This is a genomic window from Streptomyces sp. NPDC005266 (genome assembly GCF_040607655.1).
Lineage (GTDB): Bacteria > Actinomycetota > Actinomycetes > Streptomycetales > Streptomycetaceae > Streptomyces.
On the sequence record NZ_JBEXHC010000029.1, the window covers coordinates 43,196 to 59,663 of the forward strand.

The window sequence follows — 16,468 nt, forward strand, 5'->3', positions numbered from 1 at the left end:
CTCACGCTCAGATACCGAGCTCGTTGTCGATGAAGTCGAAGACCTCGTCCCGCGTCGCGGAGTGGATGTGGTCGGCCGTCGACTCTTCGGCCTGCTCGCCCGTCTCGCCGCGCCACCGCGCCAACAGGGTCTCCAGCCTGGCCGCGATGTCCGGGTGGGAGTCCGCGCCGGCCGCGACCGCCGCGAGTTTGCCGTCCAGCCGGTCGATCTCCGCGAGCACCGAGGCCTCGGTGACCTCGTCCTCGTCGCCCAGGGCGGCCCGCAGATACCCGGCCAGCTCGCGGGGTGTCGGATAGTCGAAGATCGACGTGGCGGGCAGGCTCAGCCCGGTGGCCTCGCTCAGCCGGTTGCGGAACTCCACCGCCGCCAGCGAGTCGAAGCCGAGGTCGCGGAAGGGCCTGCCCGCCTCGATCCCGTCGAGGGTGGCGTGTCCGAGTACCTCGGCCGCCTGGGTACGGATCACCTCGACCAGCGTTTGCTGCCGCTCGGCGCCGGAGAGCCCCGCGAGCCGCTGCGCCGGCCGCGCCGAGGTGTCGGGCGCGGGCTCGGCGGACACCCGCGCCGTGGCCTCGGGGATCTCGTCGAGCAGGGTGCTCGGCCTGGCCGCGGTGAAGGACAGGGCGAAGCGGTCCCAGTCGACGTCGGCCACCGTGAGCAGCGGCTCGTCGTGGTCCAGCGCCTGCTGAAGCAGGGCGAGCGCCGATTCCGGCGCGAGCGGGCTGACGCCACGGCGGCGCAGATGCGCTTCGGCGTCCTCGCGCGCGGCCATGCCGCCCCCACCCCAGGGGCCCCAGGCGATCGAGGTGGCGGTGCGGCCGCGTGCCCGGCGCCGCTGGGCCAGGGCGTCGAGGTAGGCGTTGGCGGCGCCGTAGGCGCCCTGGCCCGCTCCGCCCCAGACGCCGGCCGTCGAGGCGAACAGGACGAAGGCGTCCAGATCCGCGTCGGCGAACACCTCGTCCAGGTTGCGGGCGCCGTCGACCTTGCCGCCGCAGACGGCCGCCACCTCCTGGGGGCCGGTGTCCTCGATGCTGGTGGGCCGCGCGATGCCCGCGGTGTGCAGCACCGCGCTGATCTTGACGTCCTCCGCGGTGAGCCGCCCGACCAGGGCGGTCAGCGCCGCGCGGTCGGCGACGTCGCAGGCGGCCACCGTCACCCGGGCCCCCAGCCCGGTGAGTTCGGCCTCCAGCGCGGCGGCCTCCGGCGCCGCCGGACCCCGGCGGCTGGTCAGGATCAGGTGCTCGGCTCCGGCGCGGGCCAGCCACCGGGCGACATGCGCGCCCAGCGCTCCGGTGCCGCCGGTGACCAGAACGGCACCGCGCGGCGTCCATCCGGAGCCGACGGCCGGAGTGGTCAGCGGGGCCCGGGTCAGCCGGCGGGCGAGCAGACCACTCGCCCGGACGGCCAGCTGGTCCTCGCCCGTCGTGCCCGCCAGTGCGGCGCACAGCCGGCCCGCGGCACGGGGGCCGGCCTCCCACGGCAGGTCGACCAGTCCGCCCCAGCGGTCGGGGTGTTCCAGGGCGGCCACCCGGCCCAGCCCCCAGAGTTGAGCCTGGTCCGGGTCGGCGTCCTCGTCCGCCGAGACCGCGACCGCCCCGCGCGTGACGCACCACAGGGGCGCCGTGATGGCGAGTTCGCCCATCGTGCGTACGAGGGCGAGGGCCGTGCTCAGGGTCCCGTGGGGATCCGGCGCGTCGGAGAGCGCCAGCAGTGAGACGACACCGCGCACCAGGGTGCCCGGATGAGCGGCGCGCAGCCGGTCGGCGAGGTCATCGGGCTCGCAGCCGGTGAGGTCGGCGGTGGCGATGTCGACGCCTTGCCGCACCAGCGCTTCGAGGCAGGCGTCGGCCGCCGGGCCGCCCGCGGTGACCGCCAGCCAGGTGCCCGTGAGCGCGGCGGCGGGTTCGGTGACCGGGCGCCAGGCCACCCGGTAACGCAGGTCCTGGAGCGCGGATCGCTCCCTGGAGCGGCGACGCCAGTCCGACAGCATCGGCAGCATCTCCCGCAGCGGGGACCGCCGTTCCTCCTCGGCGACGCCCAGGGTGCGCGCCAGCGCGTCCACGTCCTCGCCCTCCACCGCGGACCAGAACGCCTGGTCCGCTTCGAGACCGCGGCCCTCGCCGGTGCTCGCGGGCGCGTCCAGCCAGTAGCGCCGGCGCTGGAAGGCGTAGGTCGGCAGCTCCAGACGGCGGCCCGGCCGCAGCGTCGGCCACACCACCGCGGTGCCCCGGGTGTGCAGACGTGCCAGCGCGTGCGACACCGTGACGATTTCGTCCTGATCCGGCCGCGTCGTCGGCACCACGATCGCCGAACCGGGCGAGCCCAGCTGATCGGCCACCAGTCCGCTCAAGGTGGCGTCCGGACCGACCTCGACGAAGTCGGTCACTCCCTGCCTGCCGAGCCAGGCCACCCCGTCGGCGAACCGCACCGCTTCGCGGGCGTGGCGCACCCAGTGGTCCACGCTCCCGATCTCCTGGGCTCCGATGGCCTCGCCCGTCAGATTCGACACGATCGGAATCCGCGGCGTGCCCCAGGAAACACCGCTCAGGACCTCGGTGAACGCGTCCAGCATCGGCTCCACCAGGGGGGAGTGAAAGGCCTGCGCCACCCGCAGCCGGTGCGTGCGGCGCCCCTTGGAGCGCGCGGTCTCCACGACCGCATCGACCGCGTCCGCCACGCCGGAAACCACCACCGAGCGGGGCGCGTTCACGGCGGCGACGGCCACCCGGCCGGCGTCCTCGGCCACCCACGCCGCGACCTCCGGCTCGTCGGCCTCCACGGCGGCCATCACACCGCCCGGCGCGAGCCCCTGCATGAGCCGCCCGCGCGCGGCCACCACCCGCGCGGCGTCGGCGAGCGACCACACACCCGACACATGGGCCGCCGCCAACTCCCCCACGGAATGGCCCATCACGAAGTCGGCGCTCACGCCACAGCTTTCCAGCAGCCGGAACAGCGCCACCTCAAAGGCGAACAGCCCTGCCTGCGTGTACTCGGTCCGATGCACGGACTCCGCCTCCGGGGATCCCTCCTCGGCCGGCAGCACCCGCCGCAGGGGCACATCGAGCAGTCCGTCGAACGCCGCGCACGCCTCGTCGAAGGCCGCGCGGAAGACCGGCAACCCCAGCAGGTCGCGGCCCATCCCGGCGTGTTGGGAGCCCTGGCCCGAGAACAGCAGCGCGACGCGCCGGCCGCTCTCCACGACTCCGCTCACCACATGGGCCGCGGACTCACCGGCCACCACGGCGCCCAATCCGGCGAGGAAGTCCGCGCGGTCGTCCGCGAGTACCACCGCGCGATGTTCCAGGTCCGCCCGCGAGGAGGCCAGTGACCAGGCCACCTCGCCCACGGCGGCATCGGACCCGGCGTCCGCGACGAACTCACGCAGCCGCGCCGCCTGGCCCCGCAGCCCCTCGGCCGTCCGGCCCGACACCAGCCACGGCACCGGGCCCGGCCCCCCGTCGTCCGGCATGGGAGCGACCACCGCCGGTTCCCGGTCCTCCGGCGCCTGCTCGAGGACCACATGCGCGTTGGTCCCGCTGATGCCGAACGAGGACACCGCGGCGCGCCGCGGCCGCGCCGTCCGCGGCCACTCCCGTTCCTCGGTCACCAGCTCCACCGCGCCCGCCGACCAGTCCACATGCGGGGTCGGCTCGTCCACATGCAAGGTCCGCGGCACCACGCCATGGCGCATGGCCATCACCATCTTGATGACACCCGCCACGCCGGCGGCGGACTGCGCGTGCCCGATGTTGGACTTCAGGGAGCCGAGCAGCAGCGGACGGTCGTCCGTACGCTCCCGGCCATAGGTCGCGATCAGCGCCTGCGCCTCGATCGGGTCACCCAGCGCGGTTCCGGTGCCGTGCGCCTCCACCACGTCCACCTCGGCCGCGGCCACCCCGGAGCCGGCCAGCGCCTGCCGGATCACCCGCTGCTGCGAGGGGCCGTTGGGCGCGGTGAGACCGTTGGACGCACCGTCCTGGTTCACCGCCGTGCCGCGCACCACACCGAGGATCCGGTGTCCGTTGCGCCGGGCGTCCGACAGCCGCTCGACCAGCAGCAGGCCGACGCCCTCGGACCAGGTGGTGCCGTCCGCGGCGGCGGCGAACGACTTGCACCGGCCGTCCGGCGCCAGCCCCTGCTGCCTGCTGAACTCGACGAACGCCGCGGGCGTCGACATCACCGCGACGCCGCCCGCCAGGGCGAGCGAACACTCGCCCTGGCGCAGTGCCTGCGCCGCGAGGTGCAGGGCGACCAGCGAGGAGGAGCAGGCGGTGTCCACGGTGACCGCCGGGCCCTCGAAGCCGAAGGTGTAGGAGAGCCGGCCGGTGGCGATGGAACCGGTGTTGCCGTTGCCCAGGAAGCCCGCGACCTCCTCGGGGACGGCGCGCAGCCGGGTCGCGTAGTCGTGGTGCATCAGCCCGGCGAAGACACCGACGCGGCTGCCCCGGACGGCGGTGGGGTCGATGCCCGCGTCCTCGAAGGCTTCCCAGGCAGTCTCCAGCAGCAGCCGCTGCTGGGGGTCCATGGCCAGCGCCTCACGCGGCGAGATCCCGAAGAACGCGGGGTCGAACTCCGCGGCGCGGTGCAGGAACCCGCCCGCGCCCACATGGCCGGCACCGGGCCGGCCGGCGTCCGGGTCACGCAGTTCCGCCACGTCCCACCCCCGGTCGTCGGGGAAGGGAGTGATCGCGTCCCGGCCCTGGAGGACCAGGTCCCACAGTTCCTCGGGCGACTCGACCCCGCCGGGGTAACGGCAGCTCATCCCGACGATCGCGATCGGCTCTTCGGTCGCGACCGCCGCAGGCGCCGGCGCGGCGGTGACTTCGGCGTCCACGAGTTCGGCGTGCAGGTGGTCCGCGAGCGCCCTCGGCGTCGGGTAGTCGAACACCAGGGTGGCCGGCAGCCGTACCCCCGCCGCGTCGGCGAGCTGGTTGCGCAGGTCCACGGCGGTCAGCGAGTCGAAGCCGAGATCGGAGAAGGCCCGGTCCGCCTCGACGGCGCTGCCGGGCGCGTGGCCCAGCACGGCGCCGACATGCCGCAGCACGACGTCGAGCACGGCCTTGCCCCGCTCGGCCGGGGACATCGTGCGGATCCGCTCCCGCAGACCCGTGGGCGCGGTCTCCCGCGAGACACGCCGGGCCGGGGTCCGTACCAGCCCGCGCAGGACCGGGGGAACGGCCGCGCCGCCGCTCCGGGCGGCGGCCGGGTCGAGCACCATCGGCACCAGGACCGGCTCGTCGGCGGCGAGCGCCGCGTCGAACAGCGCGAGCCCCGCCTCGACCGACAGCGCGGACATCCCGCCCCGGGACACCCGGGCCAGGTCGCGCCCGGTCAGGGCGCCGGACATCTGGCCGCGCCGCTCCCACAGGCCCCAGGCCAGCGAGTGCGCGGGCCTGCCGTGGGCGCGTCGGTGCCGGGCGAGGGCGTCGAGGAACGCGTTGGCCGCGGCATAGTTGGCCTGTCCCGCGGCCCCCAGCACGCCCGCGGCCGAGGAGAACAGCACGAAGGCGGTCAGGTCCGCCGACGCGGTGAGCTCGTGCAGGTTCCAGGCCGCGTCCGCCTTGGGGCGCAGCACGGTGCGGAGCCGCTCGGAGGTCAGCGAGGAGACGATCCCGTCGTCGACGACCCCGGCGGCGTGCACCACACCGCGCAGGGGCCGGTCGGCCGGAATGGCCGCCAGCGCGGCGGCGAGGCTCTCGCGGTCCGCGACGTCGCAGGCCACCACGGTGGCCTCGGTGCCCAGCGCGGCCAGTTCGGCCACGAGCTCCTGGGCACCGGCGGCCCGCACGCCCCGCCTGCCCACGAGCAGCAGGTGTTCGACGCCGTGGACGACGGCCAAGTGCCGGGCCACGGCGCTGCCCAGCGCTCCGGTGCCACCGGTGATCAGCACGGTGCCCCGCGGGTCCCACGCGGGCGTGTCGGCGTCGGCGGCCGGGGCGGTACGGCTCAGCCGGGGTGCCCGCAGGACGCCGTCGCGGATCGCCAGCTCGGGCTCGTCGGCACCGCGCGCGGCCAGCACGGCATCGGTCAGCCGGGCGGCCGCCGCATCGCCGTCGAGGTCGATCTGCACGATGCGGTCCGGGTGCTCCGACTGGGCCGAGCGCACCAGGCCCTGGACCGCCGCGTGCGGCAGCCCGGCCTCCCGGCCGTCGGCGGACGCGGCGTGACGGGTGACCAGCACCAGCCGGGCGCCGGGGAACCGGTCGTCGCCGAGCCAGCCACGCACCGTCTCCAGCGCCCAGCCGGTGGCCGCCGCGACCGCTTCCGGCGTCTCGCCGGGGAAGTCGGGGCATACGCTGACCACCGCGTCAGGTGCGGGGACGCCCTCGGCCATCGCCGTGCCCAGCGCCTCCAGGTCTTCGTACGGGTCGGCGTCCGCGCCCGCCGCGCGCACCACGGCGGCCGCCTCGGCGCCGATCGCGGCCCAGCGGAGCGGGGGCGCGCCATCCGGTGCGGCGACGGGCGTCACCTCGGTCCAGCCTTGCCGGAACAGCGAATCGCCGTGGCCGCGGGCGGCCTGGAGCTGATCCCCGGTGACCGGCCGCAGCACCAGCGCGTCGATCGACGCCACCGGCAGCCCCGCGTCGTCGGTCACCGTCACCGCGATCCCGGGGGTGCTGGTCGGGGAGAGACGGACGCGCAGCGAACCGGCCCCGGCGGCGTACAGCCGTACGCCCTGCCAGGAGAAGGGGAGGCCGCGCGGGGCATCGGCGCCGTTGGCCGCGTGCATCAGGGAGATGCCGTGCAGCGCCGCGTCGAGCAGCGCCGGGTGCAGGCAGAACCCCTCGGTGTCGGTGGCACTCTGCTCGGGCAGGCGGACCTCGGCGAAGACCTCGGCCCCGCGCCGCCATGCGGCGGTGAGTCCCTGGAACGCCGGTCCGTAGCCGAATCCGCCGTCGCTCAGCTGGTCGTAGAGGCCGTCCAGGCTGACGTGCTCGGCGCCCTCGGGCGGCCAGACGGGCCGTTCGGCGGTGGCCACCGGTGCCGCCTGAGCCAGCAGTCCGGTGGCGTGGGTGATCCACTCCGCTGCGTCCTCCCGGCGCGCGTACACGGCGACGGGGCGGCGGCCCCTCTCATCGGGGCCGCCCACGGTCAGCTGGATCCGGACGGTGGCGTCGCCGGGCAGCACCAGGGGGGCGTGCAGGGTGAGTTCCTCCACGACCGGGCAGTCCGCCTCCTCGCCCGCGCGCAGCGCCATCTCGACGAAGACGGTGCCGGGGAGCAGGACCGTGTCCAGCACCGCGTGGTCGGCCAGCCACGGCTGTTCGGCCAGGGACAGCCGTCCGGTGAGCAGCACGCCGTCGCCGTCGGCCAGGCCGACGCGCGCGCCGAGCAGCGGGTGGCCGGTGGCTTCGAGCCCGACGGAGCCGACGGCGGCGTCGACACCGACCGGGGCGGGCCGGCTCGGCCAGTAGCGCCGGCGCTGGAAGGCGTAGGTCGGCAGGTCCAGACGGCGGCCCGGCCGCAGCGTCGGCCACCGCACCGCGGTGCCCCGCGTATGCAGGTGCGCCAACGCGTGGGTCAGCGTGACGACCTCGTCCTGGTCCCGCCGGGCGGTGGGCACCGCCACCGCCGCGGCCAGTTGCTCGGCGACCAGACCGCTCAGCGTCGCGTCCGGCCCCACCTCGACGACATCGGTCACCCCGTGCTGCCCGAGCCACTCCACGCCCTCGGCGAACCGCACCGCCTCGCGGGCGTGCCGCACCCAGTAGCCGACGCTTCCGATCTCCGCGGGCTCCACCACCGCACCCGTCACGTTCGACACGAGGGGGATGCGCGGTACGCCCCACGACACCTCGCCCAGAACCTCGGCGAACGCGCCCAGCATCGGCTCCACCAAGCCGGAGTGGAAAGCCTGTTCCACCCGCAGTCGATGAGTGCGACGCCCCTGCGACCGTGCCGTCTCCGTCACCGCGGCCACGGCGCTCTCCACCCCGGACACCACCACGGACCGTTCCGCGTTCACCGCCGCGATCCACACCCCGTCACCGGCGTTCTCCACCCACTCGGCGACCTCCGCCGCTCCGGCCTCCAGCGCCGCCATCACCCCACCGGGGGGCAGCTCCCGCATCAACCGTCCCCGCGCGGCCACCACCCGGGCCGCGTCCGCGAGCGTCCACACGCCCGACACATGGGCCGCCGCCAACTCCCCCACGGAATGCCCCATCACGAAGTCGGCGCTCACCCCACAGCGCTCCAGCAGCCGGAACAGCGCCACCTCAAAGGCGAACAGGCCCGCCTGCGTCACATCCGTGCGGTCCACCAGGTCCGCATGGGGCGTCCCCGGTTCGCTCAGCAACACCTCACGCAGGGGGACGTCCAACAGCCCGTCAAACGCGTCGCACACCTCGTCGAAGGTCTCGGCGAACGGCGGCAGCGCCATCAGCTCACGGCCCATACCGGCCCGCTGCGACCCCTGGCCCGAGAACACAAGCGCGATCCGCCGGTCGCTCTCCACCACACCGCTCACCACGTTCCCCGCGGACTCGCCCGCCGCCAGGGCGTCCAGCCCCGACAGGAACGCGTCCCGGTCCCCGGCGACCACCACCGCACGGTGTTCCAGAGCCGCCCGCCCTGATGCCAGCGACCAGCCCACCTCGGCCACACCCGCGTCAGCGCCGGCCGCCGCCACGAACGCACCCAGCCGCGCCGCCTGCGCCCGCAGCCCGGCCGCCGACCGGCCGGAGACCACCCACGGGACCGCGGCGCCCGTGGGTTCCGTGGGCTCCCTCTCGGGCGGCGTGGCGGCCACGGGGGCCTGCTCCAGGACGACATGCGCGTTGGTGCCGCTGATCCCGAACGAGGACACGCCCGCGCGGCGCGGCCACTCCGCCTCCGGCCACTCCCGGCCCTCGGTCACCAGCTCCACCGCGCCGGCCGACCAGTCCACATGCGGCGTCGGCTCGTCCACGTGCAGCGTCCGCGGCACCGCACCATGCCGCATCGCCATCACCATCTTGATGACACCCGCCACGCCGGCCGCGGCCTGCGCGTGCCCGATGTTCGACTTCACCGAGCCCAGCAGAAGTGGCCGGTCCGCGGGCCGGTCCTGGCCGTAGGTGGCCAGCAGCGCCTGCGCCTCGATCGGGTCACCCAGCGCGGTTCCGGTGCCGTGCGCCTCCACCACGTCCACCTCGGCGGCGGCCACCTTGGAGTTGGCCAGTGCCTGCCGGATCACCCGCTGCTGGGAGGGGCCGTTGGGCGCGGTGAGACCGTTGGACGCACCGTCCTGGTTCACCGCCGTACCACGTACGAGCGCCAGGACCTGGTGTCCGTTGCGGACGGCGTCGGACAGGCGCTCCACCAGCAGCACACCGACGCCCTCGGCGAAGCCCGTCCCGTCCGCGCCCGCCGCGAACGCCTTGCAGCGGCCGTCGGCCGCCAGCCCGCGCTGCCTGCTGAACGACACCATGAGCGCCGGGCTCGGCATGACCGTGACGCCGCCGGCGATCGCGAGGTCGCACTCGCCCTGCCGGAGGGCCTGGGCGGCCAGGTGCAGGGCCACGAGCGACGAGGAGCAGGCCGTGTCCACGGTGATGGCGGGGCCTTCGAGGCCGAAGGTGTAGGCCACCCGCCCGGAGGCCACGCTGCTCGCGTTGCCGGTCAGCAGGTGGCCGTCGAGGCCGTCGGAGGAGGTGAAGAGGTTCATTCCGTAGCCGGACACGGAGCCGCCGATGAAGACGCCCGTCAGCGAGCCGTACAGGGCGCCCGGGTCGACACCGGCGCGCTCGAACGTCTCCCAGGTCGTCTCCAGCAGCAGCCGCTGCTGGGGGTCCATGGCCATCGCCTCGCGCGGCGAGATGCCGAAGAACTCGGGGTCGAAGTCGGCCATGTCGTCCAGGAACCCGCCCACACGGGTGTACGACGTGCCGGGCCGGTCCGGGTCCGGATCGAACAGCGCGTCGAGGTCCCATCCCCGGTCGGTGGGGAACGGTGACATGGCGTCCTGCCCCTCGGTGAGCAGGCGCCACAGGTCCTCGGGCGACCGGACGCCGCCGGGGAAGCGGCAGCTCATCCCCACGATCGCGATCGGATCGTCGTCCACGGCAGCCGACACCGCCACCGGCACCGCCGGAGTCGCGGACCGCGCCACCTCGCCGCCATCCGCGCACAGCCGCTCACCGATCTCAGCAGCCAGGGCGGCAGGGGTGGGATAGTCGAACACCGCCGTCACCGGCAACCGCAGCCCCGTCGCCGCACCCAGCCGATTCCGCAGCTCCACCGCCGTCAGCGAATCGAACCCGACATCCTTGAACGCCCGGTCCGCCGACACCGCCCCGGCCCCCTCGTGCCCCAGCACCACCGCGGCCTGAACACGCACCAACTCCGTCAGCTCCCGCTCACGGTCCACCGCCGAAAGCGCCACCAGCCGCTCCCGCAACCCACCACCAACCGGCGCGTTCGCAGCAGCACGCCGCCCGGCCACCCGCACCAAAGAACGCAGAAGCGGAGCCGGATCACCCTGCCTCCGCAACACGCCGACATCCAGCCGGACCGGAACCGCCACCGCACGCGGCCCCCGCACCGCGGCATCGAAGAGAGCAAGACCCTCATCGGTCGACAGCGCCCGCACGCCCGTCCGGCCCATCCGCTCCAGGTCCGCCTGGCTCAAACCCCCCGTCATCGCGCTGCGTTCGGCCCACAGACCCCAGGCCAGCGACTGCCCCGGCAACCCGGCCCGCCGACGGTACTGCGCCAAACCGTCCAAGAACGCATTGGCTGCGGCGTAATTGCCCTGCCCCGGCGCCCCGAACACGCCCGCGGCAGAGGAGAACAGAGCAAAGAACGACAGATCCCGGTCCAGCGTCAGCTCGTGCAGGTTCCACGCCGCGTCCACCTTCGGCCGCAGCACCGTCTCCAGCCGCTCCGGCGTCAACGCCGACACCACACCGTCGTCCAGGGCACCGGCCGCGTGGACGACACCCCGCAACTCCGGCAGCCCGTCCAGCAGCCCGGCCAGTGCCTCGCGGTCGGCGGCGTCACACGCCACCACCCGAGCCGTGGCGCCGAGTTCGGCCAGCTCCGCCACCAGATCAGCGGCCCCGGGGGCGTCCGGGCCACGCCGGCCGGCCAGCACCAGGTCGGTGACACCGTGGTCGGTGGCCAGGTGACGGGCCACGGCGGATCCGATGACGCCCGTGCCACCCGTGATCAGCACGGTGCCCTCGATCGCGGGCGGCGGAGTGGTCAGCACCACCTTGCCCACGTGCCGGGCCTGACTCACATACCGGAACGCCTCCGACGCCTGCCGGGTGTCCCACGCCGTCACCGGCAACGGAGCAAGCACACCCCGCTCGAACAGCTCCACCAGATCCGCCAGCATCTCACCGACCCGGTCCGGACCCGCCTCGCCGAGGTCGAAGGCGCGGTAGGACACTCCCGGGTGTACGGCGGCCACCTGCTCGGCGTCGCGGATGTCGGTCTTGCCCATCTCCAGGAAACGCCCGCCGCGCGGCAGCAGCCGCAGCGAGGCATCAACGAACTCCCGGGCCAGGGAATTGAGGACGACATCGACACCCCGGCCACCGGTGGCCTCCAGGAACCGGTCCGCGAACTCCAGCGACCGCGAGGAGGCAATCCGCTCCGCCGCAACCCCGGTGCCTCGCACCACGGGCCACTTCGGCTCACTCGCCGTCGCACACACCTCAACACCCAGATGACGCGCCAACTGCACCGCGGCCATCCCCACACCACCGGCCGCCGCATGCACCAGCAACGACTCACCCGCACGCACACCCGCCAGATCCACCAGCGCGTAATAAGCGGTCAGGAACACCGCGGGCACCGACGCCGCCTCGGCGAAGGACCAGCCACCAGGCACCCGCACCACCATCCGGCAATCGGCCACCGCCACCGGACCGGCATACGAACCCGACAACAGACCCATCACGCGATCGCCGACGGCAAAACCGGACACCCCCGGACCGACCTCGACCACCACACCCGCACCCTCACAGCCGAAGGCCGCGCCCGAGAGGGGAACCACGCCGAGGGCGACGAGCACGTCCCGGAAGTTGATGCCGGTCGCGCGCACCGCCACCCGCACCTGACCCGCCTCCAGCGGCGCCTCGGCCGCCGGGCAGGCGACCAGGCTCAGCCCCTCCAGCGTCCCCGCCGCATCCAGGTCAAGGCTCCACGCCTGTGTGCCGTCGGGAACGGTGAGCAGGTTCGCGTCCGACGGGGCGGCCCGGCCGAGCCGGGGCACCAGCGCCTCGCCCGACCGGACCACGGCGTCGGGCTCACCCGCCGCCACCGCGGCCGCCACCACACCGGCCAGCGCCGCCACCGACTCCGCGCCACCATCGACGTCCACCTGCAGCAGCCGGCCCGGATGCTCGGACGCCGCCGAACGCACCAGGCCCCGTACCGCGGCCTGCGCGACGTCGACAATTTCGCCCGCCTCCACCGTGGCCGCGCCCCGCGTCACCAGGACCAGCCGGATGTCCTCCAGCTCCTCGTGGCCGAGCCACTCCTGGACCGCGCCGAGCACCCGGGTCAGCAGATCCCGGCTCACGGCGGGGAGGTCGGCGCCGTCCCCGTGCGGGCAGGGCAGCAACACCGTCCCGGGCACGGGCTCCTGCGCCCGTACGGCCGCGAGCACGGCGGCGACATCCGGATACGAGGGCACGTCGAGCCCCGGCAGGGCTTCTCCCAGGAGCGCGACCCGGTCCACCTCGGCCTCGGCGGTGGGCAGGGGTGCCCAGGTCACCTCGTACATCGAGTCCACCGGCACGCCGGCCGCCGCACCGAGGGCGAGCGGACGCGAGGTGAGCTGGTCGACGGTGAGGATCGGCAGCCCGGCATGGTCGCTCATCGACAGCGAGATCGTGTCGGGCCCGGCGGGGGTCACCCGGACCCGCGCGGTGACGGCCCCCGTGGCGTGAAGGCGCACCCCGGTGAACGAGAACGGCAGTTTCCGCTCGCCGCCGTCGTCCAGGAGCACGGCGAGCCTGCTCTGCAACGCCGCGTCCACCAGGGCCGGGTGCACCCCGAACCGCGTGGCGTCGCTCGCGCCGGACTCCTCGAGACCGACCTCGGCGAACACCTCCTCACCGCGCCGCCACACCGCGCGGACGCCCTGGAAAACCGGCCCATAGGCGTAACCGGCGTCCGCGAGACGGTCGTAGAAGCCCGCCACCTCCACCGGTCGCGCGTCCGCGGGCGGCCATACGGTCTCCGGCGCCGGGGTCGCCGACGCGTCCGCGGCCGCGGTGGTCACCGTGCCCGTCGCGTGGCAGACCCACTCCGCCCCGTCCTCGTCCGGCCCGGGGCGGTACGGCCGGGAGTGCAGCCGTACCGCGCGCCGGCCCAGCTCGTCGGGGGCGTCGAGACCGACCTGCAGCTCCACAGCGGTGCCGTCGGCGGGCACGAGCAGCGGGGCTCGCAGGACCAGCTCCTCCAGCCGGTCGCAGCCGGTGTACTCACCGGCCCGCAGGACCAGTTCGAGCATGGCCGCGCCCGGCACCAGGGCCCGGCCCTCCACCGCGTGATCGGCGAGCCAGGGGTGCGAGGACATCGACAACCGCCCGGTGAAGACGTATCCGCCGCCCTCGGCCACGCCGATCCCGGCCGCCAGCAGCGGGTGTCCCAGCGGTGAGAGACCGGCCCCGGCCGGGCCGCCCATGCCGTTGGCGGCGCCGGACAGCCAGTAGCGCCGCCGCTCGAAGGCGTACGTGGGCAGGTCCACCCGCGCCACCTCACCGCCGAAGACCGCCGCCCAGTCGGGGCGGATGCCGCACGTCCACAGCTCGCCCAGCGACGTCAGAACGCGCCGGGGCCCACCCTCGCCGCGCCGCAGGGTCTCCACCGCCTGGACGTCGGTGTCTGCGGCGTGCCCGGCGTCCTGGATCGCGCCCGCAAGCACCGGGTGCGGGCTGACCTCGAGGAAGACTGTGGAGCCCTCCCCGACGAGGGTCCTCACGGTGTCGTGGAAACGAACCTGTCCGCGCAGGTTCCGGTACCAGTACTCGGCGTCGAGCGCCTCGCCCTCGATGGGGGCGCCGGTGACGGTGGAGTACAGGGGGACGTCCCCGGACCGGGGGGTGATCGGGGCCGCCAGTTCCAGCAGCGCGTCGCGGACCCGCTCGACGTGCGGGGTGTGCGAGGCGTAGTCCACGGCTACCGTCTTGGCCCGCAGCCCGGCGTCCTCCGCCGCCGCGGCCACCTCGGCCAGGACGTCCGGTTCGCCCGCGAGCACCGTGGCGGACGGACCGTTCACCGCCGCCACCCATACCCCGGCCCGGCCCGGCAGCAGCTCCGTGACCCGGTCGGGCGAGGCGGCGACCGACACCATGCCGCCCTGTCCGGCCAGGTCCCGCGCGATCACCCGGCTGCGCAGCGCCACCAGCCGCGCCCCGTCCTCCAGTGACAGGGCGCCCGCCGCGCACGCGGCCGCGATCTCACCCTGCGAATGGCCCACCACCGCCGAGGGCACCACGCCGGCCGAGCGCCACAGCGCGGCCAGCGACACCATCACCGCCCACAGCACGGGCTGCACGACGTCCACCCGGTCCAGCGTGTCGCCGCCCCGGAGGACCTCGAGGAGGTCCCAGTCGGTGTAGGGCGTCAGCGCCTGCGCGCACTGCCGGACCGACTCGGCGAACACCGGGGAGGTGTCCAGCAGTTCGGTGGCCATGCCCACCCACTGCGAACCCTGGCCCGGGAAGACGAACACCACGCCACCGTCCGCCTCACCGCCCGCGACGCCACTGACCACGTGCGGGGCGGGCTCCCCCGCCGCGAGGGCGTCCAGCCCGGCCAGCAGCCCCTCCCGGTCCTCGGCGACGACCACCGCGCGGTGCTCCAGCGCGGCGCGCGAGGAGGCCAGCGACCAGCCGACATCGGCGGGACGCGCGTTGGAGGCGGCGGCGAACCCGCGCAACCGTGCGGCCTGCGCCCGCAGTCCCTCGCGGGTACGCCCTGACACCACCCAGGGCAGTGGACCGTCCGGCGCGGCCAGCGGGGCGAACGCGCCGACGGCGGGCGGCTGCTCGGCGGGCGGCTGCTCGGCGGGCGGCTGCTCGGCGGCCAGGGCCTCGGCGGCCGGGGCCTGTTCGATGATCACGTGCGCATTGGTGCCGCTCACACCGAACGACGACACGGCGGCACGGCGCGGCTGCCCGGTCCGGGGCCACGGGGTGTTCTCGGTGACCAGCTCCACCGCGCCGGACTCCCAGTCCACGTGCGGGGTCGGCTCGTCCACGTGCAGCGTCGCGGGCACCGTGCCGTGCCGCATCGCCATCACCATCTTGATGATTCCGGCGACCCCGGCCGCGGCCTGCGTGTGGCCGAGGTTGGACTTCAGGGACCCGAGCAGCAGCGGCCGTCCGGCGGGCCGCTCCTGACCGTACGTCGCCAGCAGCGCGTCCGCCTCGATGGGGTCGCCCAGCCTGGTGCCCGTGCCGTGCGCCTCCACCACGTCGACCTGTACGGGGGACAGGTCGGCGTCGGCCAGCGCGTGCCGGATCACCCGCTGCTGCGAGGGGCCGTTCGGAGCGGTCAGACCGTTGGACGCCCCGTCCTGGTTCACCGCCGAGCCGCGCACCACGGCCAGTACCTGATGGCCGTTGCGCACCGCGTCCGACAGCCGCTCCACCAGCAGGACGCCGACGCCCTCGGCGAGACCGGTGCCGTCGGCGCTCCCGGAGAACGCCCGGCACCGGCCGTCGCGGGACAGCCCCTGCTGGCGGCTGAACTCGACGAACACCTCGGGGGTGGACATGACCATCACACCACCGGCGAGAGCGAGGGAGCAGTCGCCGCGCTGCAGCGCGTTCACCGCCAGATGCAGCGCCACGAGCGACGACGAGCAGGCGGTGTCCACCGTGATCGCCGGGCCTTCCAGGCCCAGCGTGTAGGCGATGCGGCCGGAGATCACGCTGTCCGCGCGGCCGGTGAGCAAATAGCCCTGGACCTCGTCGGGCGCGGCGGTCAGGTCGCCGCCGTAACCGTGGAAGCTGGACCCCATGAAGACCGCGGTGCGGCTGCCGCCCAGCGACGCGGGGTCGATCCCGGCCCGCTCGAACAGCTCCCAGGACGTCTCCAGCAGCAGCCGCTGCTGCGGGTCCATGCCCAGCGCCTCACGGGGCGAGATGCCGAAGAGCCCGGCGTCGAAGTCGGCGGCGTCGTGGAGGAAGCCGCCCCGGTTGACGTACGAGGTGCCGGGCCGCGCCCCGTCCACGTCGAACAGACCCGCCAGGTCCCAGCCGCGGTCGGCCGGGACCTCCGAGATCGCGTCCTCACCGTCGGCGACCAGCCGCCACAGGTCCTCCGGCGAGGTCACCCCGCCGGGGTAGCGGCAGCTCATGCCGACGATCGCCACCGGCTCACCGGCCGCCGCCTCCGCGTCCCGCAAGCGCGCCCGCGTCTCCTTCAGTTCGGCGGTGACGCGCTTGAGGTACTCGAAGAGCTTCTCTTCATTGGCCATGGGTGACGGGTCCATCCTTGGTAGTCCCTAGCGGTGGGGCAG

The 16,468-nt window shown here is 74.7% G+C and carries 1 protein-coding gene; it reads right to left on the reverse strand.

Annotated features, from left to right (window positions below):
- Positions 1-7: 7 nt before the first annotated feature.
- On the reverse strand, positions 8-16,426 hold the full coding sequence (locus tag ABZU99_RS32690) for a type I polyketide synthase (protein WP_356228109.1): 16,419 nt from the start codon (positions 16,424-16,426) through the stop codon (positions 8-10).
- Positions 16,427-16,468: the final 42 nt, after the last annotated feature.